The 24,007-nt window shown below is 60.4% G+C and carries 22 protein-coding genes and 1 riboswitch; of the genes, 9 read left to right on the top strand and 13 right to left on the bottom strand.

Annotated elements, in window-relative coordinates:
- Positions 1-59: 59 nt before the first annotated feature.
- On the bottom strand, positions 60-683 hold the full coding sequence (locus tag U5L73_RS01810) for a hypothetical protein (protein ID WP_322560748.1): 624 nt from the start codon (positions 681-683) through the stop codon (positions 60-62).
- A 66-nt stretch (positions 684-749) separates the two neighbouring features.
- Complete coding sequence (locus tag U5L73_RS01815; protein ID WP_322560749.1) at positions 750-1,826, bottom strand: homocysteine S-methyltransferase family protein; 1,077 nt, start codon at positions 1,824-1,826, stop codon at positions 750-752.
- A gap of 24 nt (positions 1,827-1,850) precedes the next feature.
- Positions 1,851-1,931, bottom strand: a riboswitch (S-adenosyl-L-homocysteine riboswitch).
- A 182-nt stretch (positions 1,932-2,113) separates the two neighbouring features.
- On the opposite strand from U5L73_RS01815, the gene recQ reads away from it, so the two are divergent.
- Positions 2,114-4,024, top strand: a complete 1,911-nt coding sequence (gene recQ / locus U5L73_RS01820) for a DNA helicase RecQ (RefSeq protein ID WP_322560750.1) — start codon at positions 2,114-2,116, stop codon at positions 4,022-4,024.
- A 7-nt stretch (positions 4,025-4,031) separates the two neighbouring features.
- Here recQ and U5L73_RS01825 read toward each other — a convergent pair whose 3' ends face one another.
- Together U5L73_RS01825 and U5L73_RS01830 are read right to left on the bottom strand one after the other, a co-directional pair.
- Entirely contained in the window at positions 4,032-4,325 is a 294-nt protein-coding gene (locus U5L73_RS01825; RefSeq protein WP_322560751.1) for a hypothetical protein, read from the bottom strand.
- 176 nt (positions 4,326-4,501) lie between these two features.
- Positions 4,502-6,829, bottom strand: coding sequence for an ATP-binding protein (locus tag U5L73_RS01830; protein WP_322560752.1), 2,328 nt, complete (start codon positions 6,827-6,829; stop codon positions 4,502-4,504).
- A gap of 156 nt (positions 6,830-6,985) precedes the next feature.
- Between U5L73_RS01830 and U5L73_RS01835 the strand changes: the two genes are divergently transcribed.
- The 3 genes from U5L73_RS01835 (at position 6,986) to U5L73_RS01845 (ending at position 9,871) form a co-directional block, all read left to right on the top strand.
- Entirely contained in the window at positions 6,986-7,126 is a 141-nt protein-coding gene (locus tag U5L73_RS01835; protein WP_313874491.1) for a hypothetical protein, read from the top strand.
- 14 nt (positions 7,127-7,140) lie between these two features.
- Positions 7,141-7,722, top strand: coding sequence for a glutathione peroxidase (locus U5L73_RS01840; RefSeq protein ID WP_322560753.1), 582 nt, complete (start codon positions 7,141-7,143; stop codon positions 7,720-7,722).
- 262 nt (positions 7,723-7,984) lie between these two features.
- Positions 7,985-9,871 carry a phosphoenolpyruvate carboxykinase (GTP) gene (locus tag U5L73_RS01845; RefSeq protein WP_322560754.1) on the top strand — a complete coding sequence of 629 codons (1,887 nt, stop codon included), beginning with the start codon at positions 7,985-7,987 and terminating at the stop codon, positions 9,869-9,871.
- Positions 9,872-9,996: 125 nt separating this feature from the next.
- Here U5L73_RS01845 and U5L73_RS01850 read toward each other — a convergent pair whose 3' ends face one another.
- Positions 9,997-10,404 (bottom strand): hypothetical protein, encoded by a 408-nt coding sequence (locus U5L73_RS01850; RefSeq protein ID WP_322560755.1) that lies wholly within the window; start codon positions 10,402-10,404, stop codon positions 9,997-9,999.
- Positions 10,405-10,534: 130 nt separating this feature from the next.
- Here U5L73_RS01850 and U5L73_RS01855 point away from each other — a divergent pair, with 130 nt between their 5' ends.
- Positions 10,535-11,497, top strand: coding sequence for a LysR family transcriptional regulator (locus tag U5L73_RS01855; RefSeq protein WP_322560756.1), 963 nt, complete (start codon positions 10,535-10,537; stop codon positions 11,495-11,497).
- Positions 11,494-12,294 (top strand): metallophosphoesterase, encoded by an 801-nt coding sequence (locus tag U5L73_RS01860; RefSeq protein ID WP_322560757.1) that lies wholly within the window; start codon positions 11,494-11,496, stop codon positions 12,292-12,294. Before U5L73_RS01855 ends, U5L73_RS01860 begins: the two co-directional genes overlap by 4 nt.
- A gap of 10 nt (positions 12,295-12,304) precedes the next feature.
- Here the strand turns inward: U5L73_RS01860 and U5L73_RS01865 are convergent, their stop codons facing one another.
- Positions 12,305-13,198 carry a DNA ligase gene (locus U5L73_RS01865; RefSeq protein WP_322560758.1) on the bottom strand — a complete coding sequence of 298 codons (894 nt, stop codon included), beginning with the start codon at positions 13,196-13,198 and terminating at the stop codon, positions 12,305-12,307.
- Positions 13,199-13,286: 88 nt separating this feature from the next.
- Between U5L73_RS01865 and U5L73_RS01870 the strand changes: the two genes are divergently transcribed.
- The gene (locus U5L73_RS01870; RefSeq protein WP_322560759.1) at positions 13,287-13,709 is read left to right on the top strand and encodes a universal stress protein; all 423 of its coding nucleotides are present in this window, start codon (positions 13,287-13,289) and stop codon (positions 13,707-13,709) included.
- A 53-nt stretch (positions 13,710-13,762) separates the two neighbouring features.
- Here the strand turns inward: U5L73_RS01870 and U5L73_RS01875 are convergent, their stop codons facing one another.
- The 5 genes from U5L73_RS01875 to U5L73_RS01895 form a co-directional block, all read right to left on the bottom strand.
- Complete coding sequence (locus tag U5L73_RS01875) at positions 13,763-14,746, bottom strand: aldo/keto reductase (RefSeq protein WP_322560760.1); 984 nt, start codon at positions 14,744-14,746, stop codon at positions 13,763-13,765.
- A gap of 85 nt (positions 14,747-14,831) precedes the next feature.
- A complete protein-coding gene (yjfF, locus tag U5L73_RS01880) occupies positions 14,832-15,800 on the bottom strand; it encodes a galactofuranose ABC transporter, permease protein YjfF (protein WP_322560761.1) in 969 nt (322 codons plus the stop codon).
- A complete protein-coding gene (locus U5L73_RS01885; protein ID WP_322560762.1) occupies positions 15,797-16,858 on the bottom strand; it encodes an ABC transporter permease in 1,062 nt (353 codons plus the stop codon). Before U5L73_RS01885 ends, yjfF begins: the two co-directional genes overlap by 4 nt.
- Positions 16,859-16,920: 62 nt before the next feature.
- Complete coding sequence (locus U5L73_RS01890; RefSeq protein WP_322560763.1) at positions 16,921-18,459, bottom strand: sugar ABC transporter ATP-binding protein; 1,539 nt, start codon at positions 18,457-18,459, stop codon at positions 16,921-16,923.
- A gap of 72 nt (positions 18,460-18,531) precedes the next feature.
- Complete coding sequence (locus tag U5L73_RS01895; RefSeq protein ID WP_313874503.1) at positions 18,532-19,497, bottom strand: ABC transporter substrate-binding protein; 966 nt, start codon at positions 19,495-19,497, stop codon at positions 18,532-18,534.
- A gap of 400 nt (positions 19,498-19,897) precedes the next feature.
- Here U5L73_RS01895 and U5L73_RS01900 point away from each other — a divergent pair, with 400 nt between their 5' ends.
- The gene (locus tag U5L73_RS01900) at positions 19,898-20,821 is read left to right on the top strand and encodes an aldose 1-epimerase (RefSeq protein WP_322560764.1); all 924 of its coding nucleotides are present in this window, start codon (positions 19,898-19,900) and stop codon (positions 20,819-20,821) included.
- A 48-nt stretch (positions 20,822-20,869) separates the two neighbouring features.
- On the opposite strand, the gene U5L73_RS01905 is transcribed toward U5L73_RS01900, so the two are convergent.
- A complete protein-coding gene (locus tag U5L73_RS01905) occupies positions 20,870-21,499 on the bottom strand; it encodes a helix-turn-helix domain-containing protein (protein WP_322561914.1) in 630 nt (209 codons plus the stop codon).
- Between the two features lie 65 nt (positions 21,500-21,564).
- Positions 21,565-22,482, bottom strand: coding sequence for a LysR family transcriptional regulator ArgP (locus U5L73_RS01910; RefSeq protein WP_322560765.1), 918 nt, complete (start codon positions 22,480-22,482; stop codon positions 21,565-21,567).
- A gap of 86 nt (positions 22,483-22,568) precedes the next feature.
- On the opposite strand from U5L73_RS01910, the gene U5L73_RS01915 reads away from it, so the two are divergent.
- Positions 22,569-23,894 (top strand): D-amino acid dehydrogenase, encoded by a 1,326-nt coding sequence (locus tag U5L73_RS01915; RefSeq protein WP_322560766.1) that lies wholly within the window; start codon positions 22,569-22,571, stop codon positions 23,892-23,894.
- Positions 23,895-24,007: the final 113 nt, after the last annotated feature.

The raw sequence follows: 24,007 nt of genomic DNA on the forward strand, positions 1-24,007 counted from the left end.
CTTGTCCTTTTGATCTACCACTGGGCTAGCTCTGCACATGCGGATGAAGACCAGGTGGCTCAATACATATAGATCAATGACAGACCGACGTGGTTGCCATTGAATGGGGGATTCGTGATGGCGTAATTGGTGGGCTGAGTACCAATTGCCTTGCCGTCGAAACGATCAAGCACATAACGGATAGAGACGCCAAAGCGGCCATAGGGGTTGCCGCCACGCTGGGTCAAGTACTGTGCTTCCGCGACCAAACCGGTGCTGGATTCATAGGTCTGGTCAAAGCCTGCGCCAACTCCACTGGTCTCCAGCTTGGTGCTGCTCAGCAAGCGCGCGCCGCCGCCCAAACGCCAGTTTGCACCTACGTTCCGAAACACCAAGAGCTCCACCGGCATGCGGACAAAGGCCAACTCGCCATTGCTCGCGGCAGTGGTTGTTTTTTCGTAGCCCAGACCCAATGAAATGTCGTAATCAGGCGTCACGGAGTAGCTCACACCTCCAGCAAACGCATTGCCATTGCCTGCCTTGATGCTGAAGCGATTACCGCTGATGTACGTTCCGCCCGCGACTTCCGAACTGCTTTCGCCAAAATTCTGACCAGCCTTGACGAAAAAACTCCAAGGCGAGGATTGGGCTGCAACCCCGTTTGCTACACACGCAATCGCTGCAGCAACCAAAACTTTCTTCATAACAAACTCCCTTTTTAAAAATAGACCTACTCGAAAATCGTTCGCAAGAGCCGGCCCAACCGGATCTCAAGCCACCTCTTTATAAAAATACCCCCGCTGCACACTGCGCGTCGCCAAGGGCGACACTGCTTGCGCGATGGCGCCGATGTGGTCTGGCGTGGTCCCGCAGCAGCCGCCGACAATGTTGACCAGGCCTTCGGCCGCAAACTCACGAACTAAACGGCTGGTGACGTCGGGGGTTTCGTCAAAGCCGGTATCACTCATGGGGTTGGGTAGACCGGCGTTGGGGTAGCAACTGATGAAGGTGTCGGTCGCCACCTTGTTCAGTTCCTGGATGTAAGGGCGCATGAGTGCTGCACCGAGTGCGCAATTCAGGCCAATAGCGAGCGGCTGGGCATGGCGCACGCTGTGCCAGAAGGCGGTCACAGTCTGGCCGCTCAAGATGCGGCCGGAGGCATCGGTCACCGTGCCACTGATCAGAATGGGCAGGCGCTCGCCGCTGGCTTCAAAATATTCGTCCACCGCAAACAACGCGGCCTTGGCGTTGAGTGTGTCAAAAATCGTCTCCACCAGAATCACGTCCGCCCCGCCTTCGACCAGTGCCTTTGTCTGGTCGTAATAAGCGGCGCGCAGCTCTTCAAACGTTACGTTGCGAGCGCCGGGGTCGTTCACGTCGGGGCTAATGCTGGCCGTCTTGGGCGTAGGACCGAGGGCGCCGCACACAAAACGCGGTTTGTCGGGCGTGCTGTACTTGTCACAAGCGGCGCGGGCCAGTTTGGCGGAAACCAAGTTCATCTCGATGGCCAAGTCAGCCATGTCGTAATCCGCCTGGGCCACCGTGGTCGCGCCGAAGGTGTTGGTTTCGATCATGTCGGCGCCAGCCGCCAGATAGGCTTCGTGGATGTCGGTGATCACGTCCGGGCGTGTCAGGCTCAGCAATTCGTTGTTGCCTTTCACGTCTTTCGGGAAGTCTTTGAACCTATCGCCCTGGCTACCGGGGCCGGTGTAACCCTCGCCGCGGTATTGGGCTTCGCCCAGCTTGAAGCGCTGGATCATGGTGCCCATGGCGCCATCCAGAATGGCGATGCGGCTGGCCAGAATGCCGGGAAGTGCTTGCGCGCGGGTATAGGTGATGGGCTTCATGCTGCGGCTCACTGTGTGGATTGAAACAAGTGAGCGCAGTTGGAGTCCCCAAGCCTGACCGGTTCCGCCGTGTGGCGGACCCCGGCTGCAGCGCCCCTTGGGTTCGCGAATTTTAAACGACAACTGCAGCTCCTCTTGGGCCGCATGCCCACAAGTGCGCATCGCCGTGCAGCTTCGGGGCGGGGCGATGCTGCACTGCGGCGCTGCCGGTAGGGCCGCGACCATGCCCGACAATAGGGCCCGCAGCGCGTCGGTGTGCCGCCATCACGCCACGCTACCGGATTTATATGTTTTTGAGCTCCAGCCCCCGTTCTGCTTGCGCAAACAGCTCTTATTTTGATAGCAATTTAGTGCCTCACCTGTCTATTCTTCGCGATGTTTTTGGTTACGCGGCCTTCCGCGGACCACAGGAATCCATCGTGGAACATGTGATCGCCGGGGGTGACGCGCTGGTGCTGATGCCCACCGGGGGCGGCAAAAGCCTGTGCTACCAAGTGCCGGCCATTGCCCGCCAGCAGGCAGGTTTGGGTGCCACACTGGTCATCTCCCCTCTGATTGCGCTGATGCACGACCAAGTGGGCGCGCTGCACGAAGCCGGTGTGAGCGCAGCGTTTCTGAACTCCACCCTCAGCAGTGATGAGGCTTACCAGATTGAGCAGCAACTGCTGCGCGGCGAAATCACCCTTCTCTACGCCGCGCCGGAGCGGGTCAGCAACGCGCGCTTCTTGGCCTTGTTGGATTCGCTTTTTGAGCGCGGCAAGCTGAGCCTGTTTGCCATCGACGAAGCCCACTGCGTCAGCCAGTGGGGCCACGACTTCCGGCCCGACTACCGCAACCTCACCGTGTTGCATGAGCGCTACCCCGGCGTGCCGCGCATCGCCCTGACGGCTACGGCAGACGACCTGACCCGTGCCGACATCCTGGAACGTTTGCAGCTCGAGGAGGCCCGTGCCTTTGTCAGCAGCTTCGACCGGCCCAACATCCGCTACACGATTGTCGAAAAAAAGGACTCCACCACCCAGCTCCTGCGCTTCATTGAACGCGAGCACGAGGGGGAAGCCGGCATCGTCTACTGCCAGAGCCGCAAAAAAGTGGAAGACATGGCGCAAACCCTGGTGGATGCGGGCATCAAGGCTCTGCCCTATCACGCCGGACTGGATTCCAAGGTGCGCCAACTGAACCAGGACCGGTTTCTGCGCGAGGAAGGCATCGTCATGGTGGCCACGATTGCTTTCGGCATGGGCATCGACAAGCCGGATGTGCGCTTTGTCGCCCACCGCGACATGCCCAAAAACATCGAGGGCTACTACCAGGAGACCGGTCGCGCGGGGCGCGACGGGCTGCCCGCTGATGCCTGGATGGCTTATGGCCTGCAAGACGTGGTGAACCAGCGCCGCATGATTGACGAAAGCCCGGCCAGCGAAGAGTTCAAACAGGTCATGCGCGGCAAGCTGGATGCCTTGCTCGGCTTGGCAGAAGCCACCGATTGCCGCCGCGTCCGCTTGTTGGGCTATTTCGGCGAGAAGAGCCAGCCTTGTGGCAACTGCGATAACTGCCTGAACCCGCCCGAAGTGTGGGACGGCACAGACGCCGCCCGCAAACTGCTGAGCACCATCTACCGCATCCAACAAATGAGTGGCGTGAGCTTCGGCGCAGGTCACCTGATGGACATTGTGCGGGGCAAGACAACCGAAAAAGTGACCCAGTACGGCCATGAGGCCCTGAGCACCTTCGGCATTGGCAAAGACTTCAGCGAGCTGCAACTGCGTGGGGTGCTGCGCCAGCTGATTGCCATGGGTGCTGTGGCAGTAGACGCCCAAGCCTTCAACACCCTGCAATTGACCGCCGAATCACGCGCGGTGCTCAAAGGTGAAATTGCGGTGATGCTGCGCGAGTCGGTGTCGAGCCCTGCAGAGCGCAAACCTCGCAAGAGTGCCCGATTGGGAGCAGTGGTTAAAGCGCCGATCAATCTGGACAGCGAGGGCTTGCTACGTTACTCGGCCCTCAAGGCTTGGCGCGCTGAGGTGGCCCAGGAACACAACCTGCCGGCTTATGTGATTTTTCACGATGCCACGCTGGCGGCTATTGCGCAGCGCGCTCCGCAAACTATTGATGATTTGCAGGGCATTAGCGGCATCGGGGCCAAGAAGCTGGAGGCGTATGCCGACGACGTTTTAAAGGTCGTCGCACTCCAGTAAGCGCCGGTTAATGGCGATGAAATCCGCTTTCATAGGCCACGGCTGCGCCGGACAGGGTGTTTTGCAGCCGCTCGATCGCACGTTGGTGACGAGCACCGGTTTCAGCGTCGGCCAGCTTGGCGCGGTGCTGTTGCACAAGCGCTTGGAACTTGGACTTGCACGCGTCGAGCGCGCCAGCGAAATTGAGTGCGATATAGGCAGTGTGCGTCGCGTGCGTCTGGCGGTACTCGCCCGACCAGTAGTCAAACAACTGCCACTTGTAGGTTCCTTTTTCCGGCACTTCAATCGTGTTTTTTTGCATATTCGCTGCACGTTAGGTTGCAATGGAGTGCAGTACATGCCCCGGTTTGGTTCCAACGGCCCGGAGTAAGCGCACCCGCTTGGCTATATCACGCACCAGATACGGGAGCGGTTGACACAAACTTGAAAAAAGTTTCAAGCGGGTTACGAGGTTGCTGCTCGCACCGGGCCGCTGCCTCAGGACATAAAGCCCATGCTGCGGCGTTCACGGACCAGCGGCTTGACCCGGTGCTCTGCCGTGAGCTGCTCCAAAAACTCTTGGGGGGTGATTTCTGTCTCCAAGATCGCCAACTGCTGCTTGACGGCCGCAAAATCGCCCAAACTGAGCTGATCGAGCTGCTTCAGGCGTCCGCGTTGAACCGGCGTCAACGCATTCGGATCGTTCGCGCAAGCCTCTTGAATGAACAAGCGCTCGCGCTGCTCCATGCTCAAGGCCAAAAACTGGATCTTGAAAGTAAATCGACGCAAAGCGGCCTCATCCACCCGATCCATCAGGTTGGTGGTGCAAATGAAAACACCACGGTGGCGCTCCATGCCTTGCAGCATTTCATTGACTTCGCTGACCTCGTGGTTGCGTTGCGCAGAGCGCCGGTCCTGCAGAAAGCTGTCTGCCTCGTCCAAGAGCAAAACAGCGCCTTCGGCCTCTGCCTCGCGGAACATGGCGGCCATGTTCTGCTCTGTCTCGCCCACATACTTGCTCATCAGGTCGCTCGCCCGCTTGATGTGCAGCGGGCGGCCCAGTTCCTGCGCAATGTGCTCGGCCAGCGCCGTCTTGCCGGTACCCGGGAGCCCGTAAAAGCACAGGGTTCCGTGCCCCCGCGCCGCCAGTGCTTGCACGATACGTGGCAATTCAAAGCGACATTCGATATTCAGGTAATCCAGGTCGTAACGGCTGAGTGCCTGCGCGTGGCCCGACGTGGCGGGCGGTCGCCCCAAAGCGTAGTCGGCATTCTTCAGCTGGCGGTCGATAAGTGCCTCGAGGCCGGCAACATCGCCTTGCTCAGCGTCGGTTCTGCCCAAACGCGCAAAGCGGGCTGCTGTTCGGATTTGGGCAGGCGTCAGCCCCTTGCGGCTGGAAAGCCGAGCGACAAAAGCGTCACTGACCGGCGTCCCCTCCAGGGTTTTGCGAACCACCCCCTCCCGGGCACCGGGGGGTGGGGATTTCAGCTCCAAATGGTAGGCAAAGCGCCTTAAAAAAGCGGGGTCGATCTGCTCTATCCGGTTGGTTACCCAAATGGTGGGCACCGCATTGGATTCCAAAATCTGGTTGACCCACGCCTTGCCGCTCACGCTGCCACTGGCCGTGGCAGCGTGAGCGTCCGCACGGGCCAGATAGCTGACGGTTTCCGTCGAAAGCGGCGGAAATACATCCTCCACCTCATCAAACAACAAGGCGGCCTGGGCGCTGCCCTTCAAAAAGACCTGGGCGATTTGCAGGGAACGGTAGCGGTCACGGCCGCTGAGGGAGTTTCCATCACGGTCTGCATATTCCACCTCAAACAGCTCCAAGCCTGCGTGGTGGGCCATGACCTTGGCGAGTTCCGTCTTGCCCGTCCCCGGGGGGCCGTAGAGCAAAACGTTCACGCCAGGCTCCTGCCGGGCGACGGCATGTTGCAAAACGCGGCACAGCACCGCGGCGTCTTCGGCCACGAAGTCGAAGTCTTGCATTCGCAGCTCTGTTTTGCTCGACAGCCGGGTAAAAACCGCCATCAACTCGGCGTGGTCGCGGTATTGCCGCATGAGCACCGGCGGGAGCTTTTCGCTGACCTTCATGAGGTCGGCCAAGTCGGTGATGTTGTGCTCCGAGATTAGATTTTCGACCAGCCCGATCCGCTCCAAGCGGGAGCCGGCGCGCAAGGCCTCGCCCAGCTCCTGAGCATTGACATGGGCAACATCGGCAATGGCGGCATAGGCCTCGGCGGCGTTGTTCACTTTGAACTCCACCAGGATGTTGCGCATATCCCGCTGGTAGCGAGCAAGGGTACCGTACAGCAGCAAGGCCCGCTCTGCCTTGTTGAGCTGCAACAAGCCGGCAAGTGCGTTGATGTTTTTCTCGACGAGGGTGGACTGCTTTTTCAGAGCGCCGTTCAGCCACTCGCCCGTGACGGCCAGCACAGATATCAAGTCTTTCGGCTGGTCTTTGACATACTCGTCAAGGAAGAAAAAGAGCGTGGCTTCATCGTAGGGACCGCACCAAACGCCGTGCCGCTCCAAAAATTCTGTGGCGCACAAAGACTCGTGGCCCCGCCAAAGCTCATTACCCAAGCAGCGCCGCCCCAGAAACTCGCGGAGCCGGCCCAACACAGACACCGGCCACAGCAAATGGCGGCCAGCCAGACCGACGACTCCATTGAAATCGCGCCGCACATTGAACCCCGCTCCTTGCCGGGCCGCCAATGTCAGCACGAAATGGGAGCACATCAAGTCGAGAACAGGCGCGCGCTCCAACCCCGGCGACGGGATCAGGTGCCCACCTTGGGGCATAAACATAGAACGCTTGGTCATCCAACGCCTCCGGCACAGGCTTGTGCTGTAACCACGATAACGCAGTCTTTGACAGGTGTGAAGTACCCATCTCAAAGCGCTCAGCGCCATATTTCAACCAAAATGGGTTGCTGGCGCTAAAATCCGCCCATACCAACGACACCCTGAGGATCGACCATGTCTGCACCCGTTCACTCCGATGACAACCACCCCGCCGATCCGGTGGACGAGGTAGTGCCTTTGATGCCCATCGTGCTACCCATCGTGGGCGCCGTGTTGATGTTTTTGTTGGCGTTCATTGCAGTGTCCATGGCCTGATAGGGGCGGACCTGATGGCCTCCGGCATCCAACAAGCGGCTTCGGCCGCTTTTTTATTGTGCATAGCAGCAGGCGTTTCTGCGGCTACGCCACTGGATAGCAAGGCAACAGCTTGCCCTGCCCTCTGGCAAAAGAACCTGCCCCGCCTGCAAGACGACAGTCCCCAGAACCTGTGCCAGTACAGCGGCAAAGTGGCTCTGGTCGTGAACACCGCCAGCTATTGCGGTTTTACCTCGCAATACCAGGGCCTTGAAAAGGTATATGCCCGCTTTCAGCAGCGCGGCTTGGTGGTGATGGGCTTCCCATCGAACGATTTCGGTCAACAAGAGCCCGGCAATAGCAAGCAGATTGCAGACCTGTGCTTCAACACCTACGGGGTGAAATTCCCGATGTTCGCGAAAAGCGCCGTCACTGGCGTGCAGGCGATTCCCCTGTTTAAAGAGCTGGCGGCACAAACGGGCCAATTCCCGCGCTGGAACTTTCACAAATACTTGGTGGACCGACGCGGCAAAGTGGTGGGCAGCTTCCCCAGTGACACGTCCCCGGAAGACCCGAAGCTGATCGCCGAGATTGAAAAAGCATTGACGGCGCCCTGAGCAGGCACCGCAATTTCTATAGGGCGAGGACTTCTCGCCTTTTTTTCAGACCTTGAATTTATACACATAAACCAATGCATCTTTTGCATAAAGTTCAGCAGTAATCGCTTTGTAACTTCAGAACGAGTTCATAGAATCAGGCTCCTGATACAGAGGCCGTAATGCCAATGCGTCGGACGAAAGCCGGTTTCTCAAAGTTCGTGGCTGAGCGCATGGCAGCACCTGATTTTGAAAAGACGATTTTCAAACTTAGGAGCTTTTTATGAACGCACCCGTGATGCAGGGCCTGTCCCTCAACACTCCCAGCTACGTCAAAAACCCGGCCTTGGTCGCTTGGGTAGCCGACATGGTGGCTTTGTGCAAACCCAAAGACGTGTACTGGTGCGACGGCTCCGAAGAAGAGTACCAACGCCTGTGCCAACAACTGGTCGACGCAGGCACCTTCAAAAAGCTCAACCCGCTCAAGCGCCCCAACAGTTTTCTCGCCTGCTCCGACCCGACCGACGTAGCCCGCGTGGAAGACCGCACGTACATCTGCGCAGAGAGCAAAGAAAACGCCGGCCCTACCAACAATTGGATGGCCCCTGCAGAGATGCGCAAGATTCTGCAAACCGGCCAGGCCGACGGCACACCCGCTCTGTTTGACGGCTGCATGAAGGGCCGCACCATGTATGTGGTTCCCTTCTCCATGGGCCCTTTGGGCTCGCATATTGCGCACATCGGCATTGAGTTGTCTGACAGCGCCTATGTAGCGGTCAACCAGCGCATCATGACCCGCATGGGCAAGGCCGTGTATGACGTATTGGGCGTAGACGGCGCTTTCGTGCCCTGCGTGCACACCGTAGGCGCACCTTTGGCAGAAGGCCAAGCTGATGTGAAGTGGCCTTGCAACAAGACCAAGTACATCGTGCACTACCCCGAGACCCGTGAAATCTGGTCCTACGGCTCCGGCTACGGCGGCAACGCACTGTTGGGCAAAAAGTGCTTTGCACTGCGTATTGCCTCCAACATGGGGCGTGACCAAGGTTGGTTGGCAGAACACATGCTCATCTTGGGCGTGACCAGCCCCGAAGGCAAGAAATACCACGTGGCAGCGGCTTTCCCGAGCGCCTGCGGCAAAACTAACTTCTCGATGCTGGTGCCACCCATTGGCTTTGAAGGCTGGAAGGTCACCACTATCGGTGACGACATTGCTTGGATCAAGCCTAATGCCGACGGCAAGTTGTATGCGATCAACCCCGAAGCAGGTTACTTCGGCGTAGCCCCCGGCACCAACTACCACACCAACCCCAACTGCATGGCCAGCTTGGACAAGAACGTGATTTTCACCAACGTCGCGCTGACCGATGATGGCGACATCTGGTGGGAAGGCATGGAGAAAGACACAGGCGGCCTGCCGGACCACCTGATTGACTGGCAAGGCAAGGACTGGACTCCCGCCATCGCCAAAGAAACCGGCGCCAAAGCCGCCCACCCCAATGCCCGCTTTACGGTCGCCGCCGGCAACAACCCTGCGCTCGACAGCCAGTGGGACGATGCCAACGGCGTGGCGATTGACGCCTTCATCTTTGGTGGCCGCCGCTCCACCACTGTGCCATTGGTCACAGAAGCGCGCAACTGGACCGAAGGCGTCTACATGGCCGCGACCATGGGTTCTGAGACCACCGCAGCAGCGACCGGCCAGGCCGGTATCGTGCGCCGCGACCCGTTTGCGATGTTGCCTTTCATGGGCTACAACATGAGCGACTACTTCCAACACTGGCTCAACATCGGCTCCAAGCTGGCCGGTAGCGGTGCCAAGCAGCCCAAGATCTTCACCACCAACTGGTTCCGCAAGGGTGAAGACGGCAAATTCGTTTGGCCCGGCTATGGCGAAAACATGCGGGTTCTGAAATGGATGATCGATCGCCTGGAAGGCAAAGCCGCCGGCGTTGAGACCGGTTTCGGCGTGGCCCCTGCGTACAGCGAAATCAATTGGACCGGACTGGACTTCACTCAAGCACAGTTTGACTCCGTCACCAGCCTGAACAAAGACGACTGGAAGGCAGAAATCGCCTTGCACACCGAACTGTTCAGCCAACTGGCCTACCATTTGCCGAAGGAACTCGAAGAGACCAAAACCCAACTGGCCCAGCGTTTAGCTGCCTGAGGGACACACCCAGAGCCGGGCGCAGTGGACACCGCTGCAGCCCGCCACATAACAAAAAAGCCACCTTGCGGTGGCTTTTTTCGTCACGACCCGTGAGCGAGGGTCGGAATCAACACGGAGTCATGTCAGATCTGGCTCTGGCTGCGCAACCATGCGTGTTGCAATTCGGCCATGATGCGGGGATCGTGGTGGGCATATTCCCACATCTTTTCTTCCATGCGGCGCACTTTGTAGGACTGCACAGCCACTGCAATGAACGTGGCCAAACCTGAAGACACTTTGCGCAGGGGAGGTGCCAACAAAGCCAAAGCAGCGAAAGCCACAGTCCACAACGCGACCCAAGCTGCCAACATGTGGCCGTCGACCCAAGTGTCGATCACTTGGTCTGCAACCACCAACAAAGCGGACAGTACGGCGGCAAGCAGCATGCCGGACAGAGTGCGGGAGGCTTCCACGGTTTCACGGCGTACGCGGGTGGCACGGGGCTGAGCGGTGGAATACGAAAAATAGGGGGTAGAGGTAACAGGTGTCATGGCAAACTCCTTGAAAAGGTTGATGCTCACTGGATAGAAATTTTTGAAGTGAGCGAATCATAGGGTTTCCACTAGTGTTGTTCAACTTTATGTTGGTGATGTTTGGTATTCACGAGATCTATAGTTAAACATGCCCACCAGCCGCATCAACCTCCGCACCTTCGACTTGAACCTGCTCAAGGTCTTTGATGTGGTGATGTCTGAGCGCAGCCTGACCCGGGCTGCCACCCAGCTCAACCTCACGCAACCAGCGGTCAGCAACGCCTTGCGCCGATTACGCGAAGCGCTCAACGATGAACTGTTAGTACGCAACGGCCGTAGCTTGGAGCCGACCGCGCGCGGGCAAGAGCTTTGGCCGGCAGTCCGCGAGACGCTGCAAAAGCTACAAGCATCGCTGGCCCCCAGCGTGTTTGAGCCCGCCGGTGCCACCACGACCTTTGTACTCACCATGGCTGACGCGACCGCGGCGGAGCTGATGCCCGGCTTGGTCAAAGTGCTGGCCCGGGATGCCCCGGGCGTGTCGCTGCGGGTGGTGCCGCTCACCACCCGCGACCCGCGCAAAGTGCTGGAAGAAGGCGGGGCAGACCTGGCCATCGGCCACTTCCCGGCGGTGCTAGCCGACTTGACCGCGCGTGCACAGGCCGGCGCTGCCGAGACCTTTCTCCACCACCGCCTGTTTGTGGGCGACTATGTGTGCGTCATGCGCAAGGACCACCCCTTGACGATGGGCGATTTAACCTTGGACCGCTTCTGCGCGGCGTCGCACATGCTGGTGAGCTTCTCGGGGCGGGCTTTCGGTTTCATTGACGAATCGCTGGTCAGTCTCAAGCGCACGCGCCGGGTCGTGCTCACGGTGAACCAGTTTTTTACGGCAGGCAAGGTGGTGGTGCAGTCCGACTTGCTGACGGTGCTGCCGCGCCATTTTGTGAATGTGACCGGCTATGCCGATCAACTCGTGATCCGCGAATTGCCGTTTGCCGTGCCGCCTATCCAGGTCGATGCACTGTGGCACCAACGCCTCGACGGTGCCAGCCCCCACGCTTGGCTGCGAACCCAGGTGGCAGCGCTGGGCCAAACCATTTTTTCAGCATGAAGATTCAACTGCTCTCAGACCTCCACCTAGAGGCGCACCCGCATTGGCAAGCCACGCCGCTGCCCGGCGCTGACCTGCTGGTGCTGGCCGGCGATATCGGCTCTTACCAGCCTGGGTCCCAGCTGGCGGGAGACGATTTCGGACTGGAGCGCTTTTCACCCCTGCACGGCTGGCCGGTGCCGGTGCTGTTTGTACCCGGCAACCACGAGTACGACACCCTCGACTTTGACGAGGCCCACACGCGCCTGCGCGCGACATGTGCCCGCTTAGGCGTTCAGTGGTTGGAGCGCGAGGCTCTGGTGATACACGGCGTGCGCTTCATTGGCACCACGCTTTGGACCGACTTTGATGCGCTGGCCGCGAGTGAGTCACCCGAGCGGCAACTCAAGGCGCGAGAAAAGGCATTCCGCGCTGCCAACTATTACCTGAAGAAAGCCTTGGTCTCTCGCCACGGTGCCCCTTGGCTGGCAGAAGGCCTGCGGGAGCAGGCGATGAACTGCCAAGCATGGCTGCGTGCGGCCCTCGCAGCGCCGCACGATGGGCCAACGGTGGTAGTGACCCACTTTGCCCCCAGTTTAAAAAGTGCCGATCCGCGCTACGGCATGGTGCCCGGCACCGCAGGCTTTTGTAATGCGCTGGACGATTTGCTCCCCGCAGCAGACCTGTGGCTACACGGCCACCTGCACGCCCCGAGCGATTACCGCGTAGGCCGCTGCCGTGTCGTGGCCAACCCGCTGGGCTATGTGCGCAAAAACGAGCAACTGGGCTTTCGATCAGACTTTTTGATCGACGTCTGACACTCCCCCGCTACAAATCCATCGCGGCAGCCGGCCGCAAATAACTGGCAAAGCGCGGCACCCCCTGCGCAGTAAGGCCCCGGTAGCGGAACGTGACCCAACTGCCCACCGCCGGCGGCTCCGCGCGCTCGGCATCGGTGAAGCCGCTTCCGAGTTTGAATCGGTGCGGCCTGGCACCCTCGGTGTAACGCCACTCCACCCACAACGCGCCGGTACGGCCTTGCAAGCGCCCCTGCCCCGCCACATGCGAGAGCACGCGGGCTTCGGCGTCTTGAAACAGCTTGAGCTTGACCAAATTTGCCGAGCGGCCTGCTTGATACAGCGCGCTGGCTCGGTGCAGCATCAAACCCTCACCACCGGCACGGGTGGTCTCAGTCAGCAGTGTTTGCAAGGGCGCTGCATCCGGGGCAGGACTTTGCAGTACCGGCTGCACCCACGCTTGCTGCAGGGCTTGCACCGCGGCGAGTAGCGCTGCGTAACGGACCTCAAAGCGCCCACCGTGCGCAGGCAAGTCAAACACCATGTACCGCAGGCCACGCCAGGCGGCATCGTCGGGAGACTCCCGCCGTGCAGTGGACACCGCCTCGGCAAAGCGCCCGCGGCCCGCCCACAGCTCGCCATCGAGCGGCGTGGCGGGCCAGCCCGCAGTAAACCATGCGGGCGCCTCTATGCGATGGCCGCCGCGTGTGAGCAATTGCCGGCCATCCCAATAGGCGCGCACCCCATCGTATTTTTCGCTAACCCAAGCATCACCCCCGGCAAAGCTGGCCGTGTGCTCGGTGGCCAGCATCAACGCGGGGCGGTCGGCCGCCTGCACCTCGCCGGCTGGCAACATGGCCGCGAGCGCGCTGGCGCCCAACCATTTCAAAGAGCTACGGCGCCGGGTAGATATTGCAGTGAACATACATGCCTCCAGAGGGGGGTTTCTTGACTTAGCGCAAATCCGCAGTCAGGAGCTGTTTTTACACTGGCCCCACAACCAGGAGATAACCATGAAGATTTTGCTCGCTGTCGATGGAAGCACTTACAGCAAAAAAATGCTGGCCTACCTGAGCACACATGAAGCGCTCTTGTCTCCGGGCCACGACTACACCGTGTTCAACGCCCAAACCGCCTTGCCCCCACGGGCCAAAGCGGCGCTCGGCAAAAGCACCGTGGATGCCTACCACGCGGAAGAAGCAGCCAAGGTACTGTCGACCACCACCAAATTTTTGAAACGCCATGGCATTGATGCCAAGGTGGAGTGGAAGGTAGGCCCCGCCGGCAGCCTGATCGGCAAGCTGGCAGAGGACGGGCAGTTTGACCTTTTGGTGATGGGCTCCCACGGCCACAGTGCCCTCGGCAACCTTGTCATGGGCTCCGTTGCCACCCAAGTCTTGGCCCACTGCAAAACGCCGGTCTTACTGGTCCGCTAACGTCTACCGGCTCAAGCACCGCGGGCCATACCGGCGCTGTTCACCGGCACAGTTCACCAGCGCTGGTGCACCAGGGGTTTGGCGTACTGCTCATAGACATCCGCCAAGGCCTGCATCGTGGCGCGGCTGAGCAAGGGCATATCTGCGGCGGCTACGTTGTCGCTCACTTGGGCCGGATTCTTGCCGCCCGGAATGCTGCAGGTCACGGCCGGATGCATCTGGATCCAGCGCAAGGCCATTTGCGCCATGCTCATGCCTGCTGGTACCAACGGCCGCATGGCCTCGACTGCCTGCAGACCGACCGCAAAGTCCAGCCCCGAGAAGGTTTCGCCTTTGTCGAACGCCGCGCCTTCGCGGTTGAAACCGCGGTGGTCGTCTTCGGCGAAGGTGCTTTGGGCACTCATCTTGCCGCTGAGCAATCCGCTGGAAAGCGGCAGGCGCGCCAGAATGCCCACGCCCCGCTTTTGCGTTTGCTCGAACAGCAGCTCAGCCGGGCGCTGGCGGAACAGGTTGTAGATGATCTGCACGCTCTGCACGCCGGAGTACTCAATCGCTTTGAGCGCTTCCTCCACCTTCTCGACGCTCACCCCGTAGTGGCGCAGCTTGCCAGCTTTCACCAAGTCGTCCAGCACGCCAAATACTTCTGGCATGTAGAACACCTCGGTGGGCGGACAGTGCAGTTGTAGCAAGTCGATCGCCTCGGTCTGCAGGTTTGTGAGGCTGCGCTCCACAAAAGCGGTCAGGTTGGCGCGGGTGAAACCGGCGGCCACATGCGGGCTCAGCCGACGGCCGGCTTTGGTGGCCACATAAAACGGTTCGCTGCGCTCTTTGCGCAAGCGGGCCAGCAGGCGCTCGCTGCGGCCATCGCCATACACATCGGCGGTGTCAAAGAAGTTCACTCCCAGGTCGAGCGCGCGGTGCAGCGCAGCCATGGAGTCCTTGTCATCGACCTCGCCCCAGGTACCCCCAATGGCCCAGGCGCCGAAGCTCACTGTGGAAACATTCCAGCCGGTGCGGCCGAGAGGACGGTATTGCATAACGATTTCCTATCTAATTTGCTATAAATTCAGGAGCTACTCGCGCATGTTTTATAAGCGCTAGCGGCCCATTTGACTCTAGATCTCAAGCCCCCGGCTTGCGACCGGCTTCAAACACCCGCTGCAGCACGCAGAACACAAACAGCAGAGCCCCGATGACGATGCGGGTCCACCAGGAGCTCAAAGAGCCGTCAAACATGATCAAGGTCTGAATCACGCCCAGCGTGAGCACCCCGAACAGCGTGCCCGCCATGTAGCCCACCCCGCCGCTGAGCAGGGTGCCGCCAATCACCACAGCGGCAATCGCATCCAGCTCCAGCCCCACCGCGTGCAGGCCATAGCCTGACAACATGTAGAAGGTAAATACCACCCCACCCAGCGCTGCGCAAAAGCCGCTCAGTGCATACACCAGCACATTAGTGCGCGCCACCGGCAGCCCCATGAGCACGGCAGAATGCTCGGAACCGCCAATGGCGTACACCGTGCGGCCGAACTCGGTGCCGTGGGCCACAAACACGGCAGCAGCCAGCACTGCCAGCGCCAGCACCGCGCTGATGGACACCATGGGCCCGTCCGTCCACAGGTGCAGCCGGGTTTGCGCCAGCACGGTGTAGGCCTCGTCGGTGATGCTGATGGAGTCGATGCTGATCAGGTAGCACAGCCCGCGCGCTAGGAACATACCCGCCAGCGTGACGATGAAAGGCTGCAGCCGGAAGCGCTGGATCAGCCAGCCCATGAAGGCACCGAACAACGTACCCATGCACAGCACCAGCGGAATCGCGACCATCAGGTCCCAATGCAGGTGCTGCACCAGCTTGGCCAGCACGATGGTGCTGAGCGCCACGACCGAACCCACCGACAAATCAATGCCGCCAGACAGGATGACAAAGGTCATGCCCACCGCCACGATGACCAGAAAGGCGTTGTCAATCAACAGGTTCAGAAACACCTGGGCCGAGAAAAAGCCGGTGTAGGACACGCCACCGAACACCGACATGGCGGCAAACAGCGAGATGGTGGCCGCCAGAGGAATGTATTTGCTCTGGAGCTTCATGCGTGGCTCCCTGCGGCAGGACGCACCACCCAGCCGCGCACCGCGCGGCGGAACTCGGCAGACTGCATCAGCATGACCACGAACACCACGGCCGCCTTCACCACGAGGTTGATCTCGGGCGGCACACCGATGGAATAGATGGTGGACGTAAGCGTCTGGATGATCAGCGCGCCTATCATGCTGCCGGCCAGACTGAAGCGCCCGCCGGTCAGCAGGGTGCCGCCCAGCGTGACGGCCAGAATCGCGTCCAGCTCCAGCAGGTTGCCAGCGTTGTTGCCGTCCGCACTCTTGACGTTGGAGCTGATGATGAGCCCGGCAATGCCCGCCGTCAGCCCGCAAAAGGCGTACACACAAATGCTGATCAGCCGCTCGCGTACACCGGCCACGCGGGCCGCTGCCGGGTTGATGCCGATGGCCTGGATGAACAAGCCCAGCGCGGTGCGCGTGACAGCCAGATGCATCAAGACATAGACAAAGCCGGCAATGAAGAGCGCAAACGGTAAGCCCCACAGGTAGCCACTGCCAATGTAGAAATACGGCGGGTAGTACACCGTGACAATCTGCCCGTCGGTCAGCAACTGCGCCACACCGCGCCCCGCCACCATCAGGATGAGCGTGGCGATGATGGGCTGCAAACCAATTTTGGCAACCAGCACCCCGTTCCACAGCCCACACGCTAGCGCCGTGAGCAACGCACACACAATCGCCAACCACATGGGAAAGCGGCTGATGTGTTGCGCCACGCCATCGGTAATCACCAGTTTGCCGCCCACCATCAGAGCCGCCACGGCGGCACTGATGGCCACAGTGGCACCGACCGAGATGTCAATGCCACGCGTGGCAATCACCAGTGTCATACCCAGCGACACCAGCATCAGCGGTGCGGCACGGTTCAGGATGTCGATGACGCTGCCATACAGGTGGCCGTCGCGCCACTGCAGCATCCAGAAGCCGGGGTTGAGGCTGGCGTTGACCATCAAAATCAGCACCAGCGTGACCACCGGCCACAGCAGGGGGTGCGATTGCACCCGCTTCCACCATGACGGTGACGTGCTCATCGGAACACCTTCGCTCGGATGGGCTGCGGTACGAGCTTGCTTCGAGCGGTCCGGCGCGGCGCTCATGCCTGCCCCGCAATCATGGCGTAGACCGCCTGGTCGCTCGCGCCGCCGGCCAGCTCTCCCACCTTGGCGCGGTCGCGCAGCACTACGATGCGGTCGGAGACGCGCACCACTTCTTCCATTTCGGAGGAGATGAACAGCACCGCCATCCCCTGTTTGGCCAAGGCCAGTATCTCGTTCATGATTTCCTGCTTGGCGGCGATGTCGATGCCGCGGGTGGGTTCGTCCAATATCAACAGGCTGGGTTGGGTGGCCAGCCAACGGGCCAATACCGCTTTTTGCTGGTTGCCGCCTGAGAGCTGCGCAATCGGTGTATCCACATCAGCGGTTTTGATGCCAAGGGCTTTGACATAGCCCTCGGCCAGCGTGGTTTGCTGTACCCGGCCGATGGCGGGCCAGAGACCTTGGCGGGCCTGCAAGGCCAGCACAATGTTTTCGCGCACCGAGAGCTCGGCGATGATGCCCTCGGCCTTGCGGTCTTCGGGGCACAAGGCCAGTCCCATCTGGATGGCCGTGACGGGAGAGTCCATGCGCACCGTTTTGCCATCGAGCTTGATTTCGCCTGCATCGCTGCGGTCCAGCCCGAAAAGCAGGCGTGCCAGCTCGGTACGCCCCGAGCCCAGCAGGCCACCCAAGCCCACCACTTCGCCCCGTCGGATGCCGAGATCTACGGCCTTTACATGGCCACGGCGGCTCAGGGCCTTGGCTTGCAGCCATTCCGGCGCTTGCGCGCGCGTTGCATCGTGTGCAGAGTCCGGGTTGGTCGCAGCGGCGAATTCACGCCCCACCATAGCGGCAATCAGGGCGTTGTGGCCCAGTTCCGCCGCAGGGTACTCGCCCACCAGCTCGCCGTTACGCAGCACGGTGATGCGGTCGCACAGCGCATACACCTGGTCCAAAAAGTGGGTCACAAACAGGATGGCCATGCCCTGGTCGCGCAACTGGCGCAGCACACCATATAGGCGCTCGACCTCTTCATCGTCCAGGCTGGAGGTGGGCTCGTCCAGGATGAGGACTTGGGCCGAAATACTCAAGCCACGGGCGATGGCCACCATCTGCTGCACCGCCACGGAGTAGCTGGCCAGCGTCTGGTTCAGATCGATATTGAGGTTCAGTCGCGCCAGCAGCGCGCGCGCGTCGCGGTGCATGGCCGGCCAGTCAATGGCCCATGCGCCAGCAATCCCCTTGCGCGGGTAGCGGCCGGCAAATATGTTTTCTGCCACCGACAGGTTGGCGCAGAGGTTGACCTCCTGGTAGACCGTGCTGATACCCAGACGCTGGGCGTCCAGTGTGGAGGTGGCGCGTATGGAGCTGCCGTTGAGCCGCATGTCGCCCTCATCGGCTTGGTAGACGCCGGTGAGCACTTTGATGAGGGTGGATTTGCCAGCGCCGTTCTGGCCCATCAGCGCATGGACTTCACCGGCATACAGCCGCAGTCCCACGCCCGAGAGCGCCCGCACGGGTCCGAACTGCTTGGCAATGCCGGAGAGTTCCAGCACCGGTGCCACAGCCTGTGCCGTTGGTGGTGTGTGTGTCATGTTCTACGTGAAAAAAGGCCTGCAGCCGAAGCCGCAGGCCAAAACGAATGACCGAAGCGAACTAACAGGAGATCAGTACTGGCGGCTAGGGAACTCTTTGGCCGCGGTTTCCATGGGGTACACACCGTCTTTGCCGATGATGCGGCGTGCCACGGTTTTGCCGGCCACGATGTCTTTGGCAGTCGCCATGACCAGCGGGCCGAGTAGCGGGCTGCATTCCACGCTGACGTTCAGTTTGCCGGCAATCATGGCTTCAAACGCACCTTTCACGCCGTCCACCGAGATCACCAGAATGTCCTTGGCAGGCTTGAGACCGGCTTCCTCAATGGCTTGGATGGCGCCAATGGCCATGTCGTCGTTGTGCGCGTAGAGCACATTGATCTTCTTGCCCTCGGCCTTCAAAAAGGCTTCCATGACTTCCTTGCCCTTCGCGCGGGTGAAGTCGCCAGTCTGGGAGCGGATGATCTTGATGTTGGAGTTGCCCTTGATGGCCGTCTCAAAACCCTTCTTGCGGTCGATGGCGGGAGCAGAGCCCACGGTGCCTTGCAGCTCCACCACATTGATGTCCCCCTTCATAGTCTTGGCACGGTCGGCCAGCCACTGGCCTGCCATCTCGCCCTGCTTCACAAAGTCAAAGCCGATGTGGGTGGCGTACAGGGATGTGTCTTTGGAATCCACCGAGCGGTCCATCAAGATCAACGGAATCTTGGCATCCTTGATCTCTTTGAGCACGGTGTCCCAGCCTGATTCCACTACGGGGGTCAGCGCAATCACGTCCACCTTTTGGGCGATGAAGGAGCGCAGGGCCTTGATCTGGTTTTCCTGCTTTTGCTGCGCATCCGAGAACTTGAGTTCGATGCCGGCGGCTGCCGCTGCGGATTTCATGGAGTTGGTGTTAGCCGTGCGCCATTCACTTTCGGCACCGATCTGGCTGAAGCCCACCACGATCTTCTTTTGCGCAAAAGCGCTAAGGGGCACAGCGGCGGTGATGGATGCTGCGAGGGCGGATGCCAATACGGTCCGACGGTTGTTGTTCATGATGTCTCCTCTTTCTTTGTGAGTGCGGGAAATCGATTTCAAAGCAGCCTCCCGCGTTTGACCACTCGGCCTCCCTTGTCAGCTAGGCAACGTTTTCACGCTACGGTGTTTGAAAGGAGTAGCGCTCATCATAGGAGCCGAAAAGATATCAATCTAATAGATATTTAGATCAGTCAGATATCAATCGAATGATTCAGGTTTACCCTAGATTGTTGTTTTTAAAGGATTTATTAATTTAGTTTTCCCAGCAGACTAAATGTGGTCACTTGTTTTATTCATTGCAATATTGCAATGTCAGAAGCCTGAATTGTGATTTTCTTTTCGGCGTCTGCGGGACTAGCATGCGCCAGCCCTGCCCCTCGGCACGCCATCGAACCAGCTCCACTACCCCCCATTCGCCATGACCTCTCTTTCTGCCCCCTCCCACCCGATCCACTGGCTGCAACACGGGGGGCAGCGCTTGGGCCTGATTCCGGGTTTGGGCGGTAGCGTGGTCGCCTGGCAACGCGACGCGGGGCAGGGCTTGGTAGACATCTGGCGCCCCTGGGCCGGCGTGGCAGACCTGTACACAACGGCATCCTTCCCTTTGGTGCCGTGGTCTAACCGCATTGGGCAAGGCGGGTTTAGCCATGCCGGTGCCCATCACCCCATGCGCCCTAACCGTGCGGGCGAGCCCTACCCCATCCACGGCGATGGCTGGCTGCAGCCCTGGGCGATCCGCCAACCGCGCCACGACACGCTGGAGCTGCACCTCGAATCCAGCCACTTTGATGGCAACCCCTACCACTACCGCGCCCTGCAGCGCTTTGTGCTGCGGGGTGACGGCATGGACCAGCTGCTGGAAGTCACCCATCTGGGCCCGGGCAGCCTACCTTACGGTCTGGGACAGCACCCGGCCTTTGTGCGCACGCCCATGACGCGCTTGCATGCGCAAGTAGAGGGCGTTTGGCTCAGTGGCGCAGACCCCATGCCCACCGGATTCACCGCGCATTTCCCGGAAGGGTGGGACCCTCGGCGCGGCATGGCGGTGAGTGGCAGCCTGATTGACAACGCCTACGCAGGTTGGAGCGGCGCGGCCCATATCGACTGGCCAGAACATGGCTTGCGCCTGCACATGCGCGACCCCGCTGTCGTGGCCCGTGGCCGGAACGATGGGTTTTGCCTGCTCTACCGCCCGACTGAAGGGCCTCACTTTTGCTTTGAGCCGGTCACCCACCCGATTGACGCGTTCCACATGGAAGGCCGCCCAGGTTTGCAGCTGCTGGAGACCGGCCAGACCTTGCGTCAAGCCGTAGAGTGGCGGTTCGAGTCGCTGAACCAATAGCGCCAGCCGCTATACAAAATATAGCGGTCAGCGCAATTACTGCCTGCGCTAGCGGCTATTTAAGCCATCAAAGCAGGTGGACAGCACCAGATCAATGATTTGTTCATCGGTGTATTGGCCGCCCATGCGCAAGAACTCCAGCACCGGGTCACAGGCGCGGGCATACAGGGTATAGAGCACAGCGATAGCTGGCAGCGCCGGGTTGATCAGGCCTTGGGCTTGGGCCGCCTCAATCCAGCCGCCCACACGGTCGCTCACGTCCATCAAGCCATCCATGTATGCCTTGTGGCTCATCAAGGTGGCACGCAAGGTGGAGTTTTGGCTAGGGAGTGAAGGCATTTCGCTCGCGAGTTTGAGCAGCATGGTCCAACGCACCACACCACGCAACTTGTGCAGGGGCGACATGTCGTCGGGCAGAGAATTCAGAAATGCCTGTGCCTGGCCCATCAGGTGTGCCATGGCGGCAGCGGCGAGGTCTTCTTTGCTGGGGAAATGCTTGTACAGGCTGGCCTTGGCAATGCCCACACTGGCAGCCACCTCGTCCACGGTCATGGCTTCGAAGCCTTTTTCTGCCAGCAGCAGGTTGACGGAGCGGATGATCGCGTCCTCCCGCGCTTGCAGCATTTGCTTCTTGAAGGACACTTTGACAGGCGCTTTGGGCGCATCAGAAACAGGCATATCGGTCATGCTGTCTATTTTATGGCCCTCCACGTCGCAAAGTAGAGGCAGAGGTCAATTTATGACTACTTGGTTTTCTCGGTCAATTGCCGATTGGCGGCCTCGATTAAGGCGTGGGTCAGCCGGTCGATGACCTCGGAGTCCAGGTTCCAGCAGTGCCAATACAAATTGACCGGCAGGCTCAAGCTGGGCGCCAGATTCACGAGGCGCCCGCTCTCGAGCAGCCCGCGCACCAGCAACTCGGGCACGATGCTCGCGCCCCAGCCGGCTAGCACCGCGCGCACTTGCCCCTCGGAGCTGGGGACAAAGCGCTGGCTCAGGGACACACGGCGCAGGTTGAGCGCCCGGCTCACAAATTCGGTGGGCAAGTCGTCTTTGCGGTTGAAAGCCACGAACGGAATGCTGCGGAAGTTGTGCGGTGTCAGGCCCTGGGGGCAATGCGCCTGGGCGTATTCGGCGCTGGCCACCGCTACATATTGCATAGCACCCAGCGACTGCACTTTGCAACCCCGCAGCGCCTGCTTCAGGGTGGTTACACAGCCCAGCACTTGGCCTTCACGCAGCCATTCGTGTGTGAAGTCCTGATCATCGGTGATGATCTCTAGCGGCAGACCGGCGTGCACCAGCGGGTCCAGCGCAGGCAGGGCCCAGGTGGCGATGCTGTCGGCATTCACTGCAATCGAGATGCGCTCGTCCTCGCGCACCGCACCGGTGCTGGGTGCTAGGTCTTTGAGGTCGGTCTCCAAGTCGGCACGCAGCAAGCGCATCTGCACCGCGTGTTTAATCAACAATCGCCCGGCCGAGGTCGCCTTCACCGGCCGGCTGCGCACCAGCAGCACGGTGCCCACCTGCGCCTCCAGCGCGCGCAGGCGCTGCGAGACGGCAGATTGGGTGATGGACAGGCGCACCGCCGCGCGTTCGAAACCGCCCTCTTCCACGATGGCGGCAAGGCATTCCAGGGCGTCCGAGTCGAAAGTACGCATGGTGTGATCTTATTAATGCTGCTAATGTTTTCGCAATCCAGTTAATTTTACTTTTACTAGGCTTCTGCTTGCCTGACACTGCGGAGATGAAAATTATTGTTCTCGGCGCAGGCACCATCGGCATTTGCACAGCGTGGCATTTGCTGGAACTCGGCCACGAAGTTACGGTGGTCGAGCGTCAGGCCGACGCCGCCCTGGAAACCAGTTTCGCCAATGGCGCACAAATTTCGGTGAGTTACTGCGAACCCTGGGCTACCAAAGAGGCGCCACTCAAGGCCCTGAAGTGGATGCTCAGCAAAGAAGCGCCGCTGCTCTTCCGCCCCCAGAACCCTCTCGGCCCCGGCCTGCACCAGTACACCTGGGGCCTGCAGTTCCTGGCCAACTGCAATGACGCAGCGTTCGAGCGCAATGTGCAGCAACTCGTAGCCCTTGGCGCTTACAGCCACGCCGCACTGAAAGACATGGTCGCCAGCACCGGCATTGAGTACAACCGCCTGGAGCGCGGCATTGCGCACTACTACTGCGACCAGAAGTCGTTTGACACGGCGGGCGACGCCGCTGCGCTGATGCGCAAGTACGGTGTGAACCGCCAGGTCATCAGCAAAGAAGAGTTCCTGAAGATCGAGCCGGCCTACCGCCAGTTCGCCCACCAGATCGTGGGCGGCACCATCACCCCCAGCGACGAATCCGGCGACTGCAAGGTGTTCACCCAAGAGCTGGCCAAGCTGTGCGCCGCCCGGGGCGCCGAGTTCTTGTATGAGTACAGCGTGGAGCAGCTCAATACCGATGGTGGCGCTATCAAATCAGTAGCTGTACGCGCATTGTCTTCGGGCGCTAAAGGCCAAACCGTGCCCGGGTCGTTCAAGGTGCTCAAAGCTGACCATGTCGTGGTCGCCACCGGCTCCTACACCGCTCCGCTATTGCGCACCGTGGGCGTGAACCTGCCGATTTACCCCGGCAAGGGCTACAGCGCCACCTTCAAAATCTTGAAGCTCGAATTGGCGCCGCTGGTCTCCACGATTGACGACGCCAAGAAGGTGGCCATTAGCCGCTTGGGCGACGAGCTGCGTGTGGCCGGCACGATTGAGGTCGGCGGCTTCGACCTGACACTGGATTCGCCCGTGGCCAAAGCCCGCTGCCACATGCTGTCCCGCCGCATTGAAGAGGTGTTGCCCGGCGTGTGCGACACCCGCACAGAAGAGCAAGGCGGCCAGCCCAACTACTGGACCGGCCTGCGCCCTGCCACCCCTACCAACATTCCTTACATCGGCCAGTCGCCGGTCAAGGGCGTGTGGGTGAATGCCGGTCACGGCACCCTAGGGTGGACCCATGGAGCGGGTTCGGGCAAGGCGATTGCGGAGCTGATTCACGGAAAGAAGCCGGAGATGAACTTCAAGTTTTACGGGGCCTAGGCCTTGCGTCGCCGTTTTTCGGTCTGTGGTTTACCGGCCTTGTGGGTGAGGCGCCAGCGGGGTAGGCCTTCTGCTCCGTGTCCCCCGGCCGCTTTGCGGCCTCCTCCTTGACC

This window comes from Rhodoferax sp. (assembly GCF_034520025.1).
GTDB lineage: Bacteria > Pseudomonadota > Gammaproteobacteria > Burkholderiales > Burkholderiaceae_C > Allorhodoferax.

Bases quoted from the DNA above. Each gene is read 5' to 3' on its own strand.
- U5L73_RS01885 (WP_322560762.1), bottom strand. From the start codon at position 16,858: ATGAGCACGTCACCGTCATGGTGGAAGCGGGTGCAATCGCACCCCCTG.
- U5L73_RS01905 (WP_322561914.1), bottom strand. From the start codon at position 21,499: ATGCCTGTTTCTGATGCGCCCAAAGCGCCTGTCAAAGTGTCCTTCAAG.
- U5L73_RS01830 (WP_322560752.1), bottom strand. From the start codon at position 6,829: ATGACCAAGCGTTCTATGTTTATGCCCCAAGGTGGGCACCTGATCCCG.
- U5L73_RS01845 (WP_322560754.1), top strand. From the start codon at position 7,985: ATGAACGCACCCGTGATGCAGGGCCTGTCCCTCAACACTCCCAGCTAC.
- yjfF (WP_322560761.1), bottom strand. From the start codon at position 15,800: ATGAAGCTCCAGAGCAAATACATTCCTCTGGCGGCCACCATCTCGCTG.
- U5L73_RS01890 (WP_322560763.1), bottom strand. From the start codon at position 18,459: ATGACACACACACCACCAACGGCACAGGCTGTGGCACCGGTGCTGGAA.
- U5L73_RS01875 (WP_322560760.1), bottom strand. From the start codon at position 14,746: ATGCAATACCGTCCTCTCGGCCGCACCGGCTGGAATGTTTCCACAGTG.
- U5L73_RS01810 (WP_322560748.1), bottom strand. From the start codon at position 683: ATGAAGAAAGTTTTGGTTGCTGCAGCGATTGCGTGTGTAGCAAACGGG.
- U5L73_RS01910 (WP_322560765.1), bottom strand. From the start codon at position 22,482: ATGCGTACTTTCGACTCGGACGCCCTGGAATGCCTTGCCGCCATCGTG.
- U5L73_RS01840 (WP_322560753.1), top strand. From the start codon at position 7,141: ATGGCCTCCGGCATCCAACAAGCGGCTTCGGCCGCTTTTTTATTGTGC.
- U5L73_RS01855 (WP_322560756.1), top strand. From the start codon at position 10,535: ATGCCCACCAGCCGCATCAACCTCCGCACCTTCGACTTGAACCTGCTC.
- U5L73_RS01895 (WP_313874503.1), bottom strand. From the start codon at position 19,497: ATGAACAACAACCGTCGGACCGTATTGGCATCCGCCCTCGCAGCATCC.
- U5L73_RS01870 (WP_322560759.1), top strand. From the start codon at position 13,287: ATGAAGATTTTGCTCGCTGTCGATGGAAGCACTTACAGCAAAAAAATG.
- U5L73_RS01860 (WP_322560757.1), top strand. From the start codon at position 11,494: ATGAAGATTCAACTGCTCTCAGACCTCCACCTAGAGGCGCACCCGCAT.
- U5L73_RS01850 (WP_322560755.1), bottom strand. From the start codon at position 10,404: ATGACACCTGTTACCTCTACCCCCTATTTTTCGTATTCCACCGCTCAG.
- recQ (WP_322560750.1), top strand. From the start codon at position 2,114: ATGTTTTTGAGCTCCAGCCCCCGTTCTGCTTGCGCAAACAGCTCTTAT.
- U5L73_RS01835 (WP_313874491.1), top strand. From the start codon at position 6,986: ATGTCTGCACCCGTTCACTCCGATGACAACCACCCCGCCGATCCGGTG.
- U5L73_RS01815 (WP_322560749.1), bottom strand. From the start codon at position 1,826: ATGAAGCCCATCACCTATACCCGCGCGCAAGCACTTCCCGGCATTCTG.
- U5L73_RS01825 (WP_322560751.1), bottom strand. From the start codon at position 4,325: ATGCAAAAAAACACGATTGAAGTGCCGGAAAAAGGAACCTACAAGTGG.
- U5L73_RS01900 (WP_322560764.1), top strand. From the start codon at position 19,898: ATGACCTCTCTTTCTGCCCCCTCCCACCCGATCCACTGGCTGCAACAC.
- U5L73_RS01865 (WP_322560758.1), bottom strand. From the start codon at position 13,198: ATGTTCACTGCAATATCTACCCGGCGCCGTAGCTCTTTGAAATGGTTG.
- U5L73_RS01915 (WP_322560766.1), top strand. From the start codon at position 22,569: ATGAAAATTATTGTTCTCGGCGCAGGCACCATCGGCATTTGCACAGCG.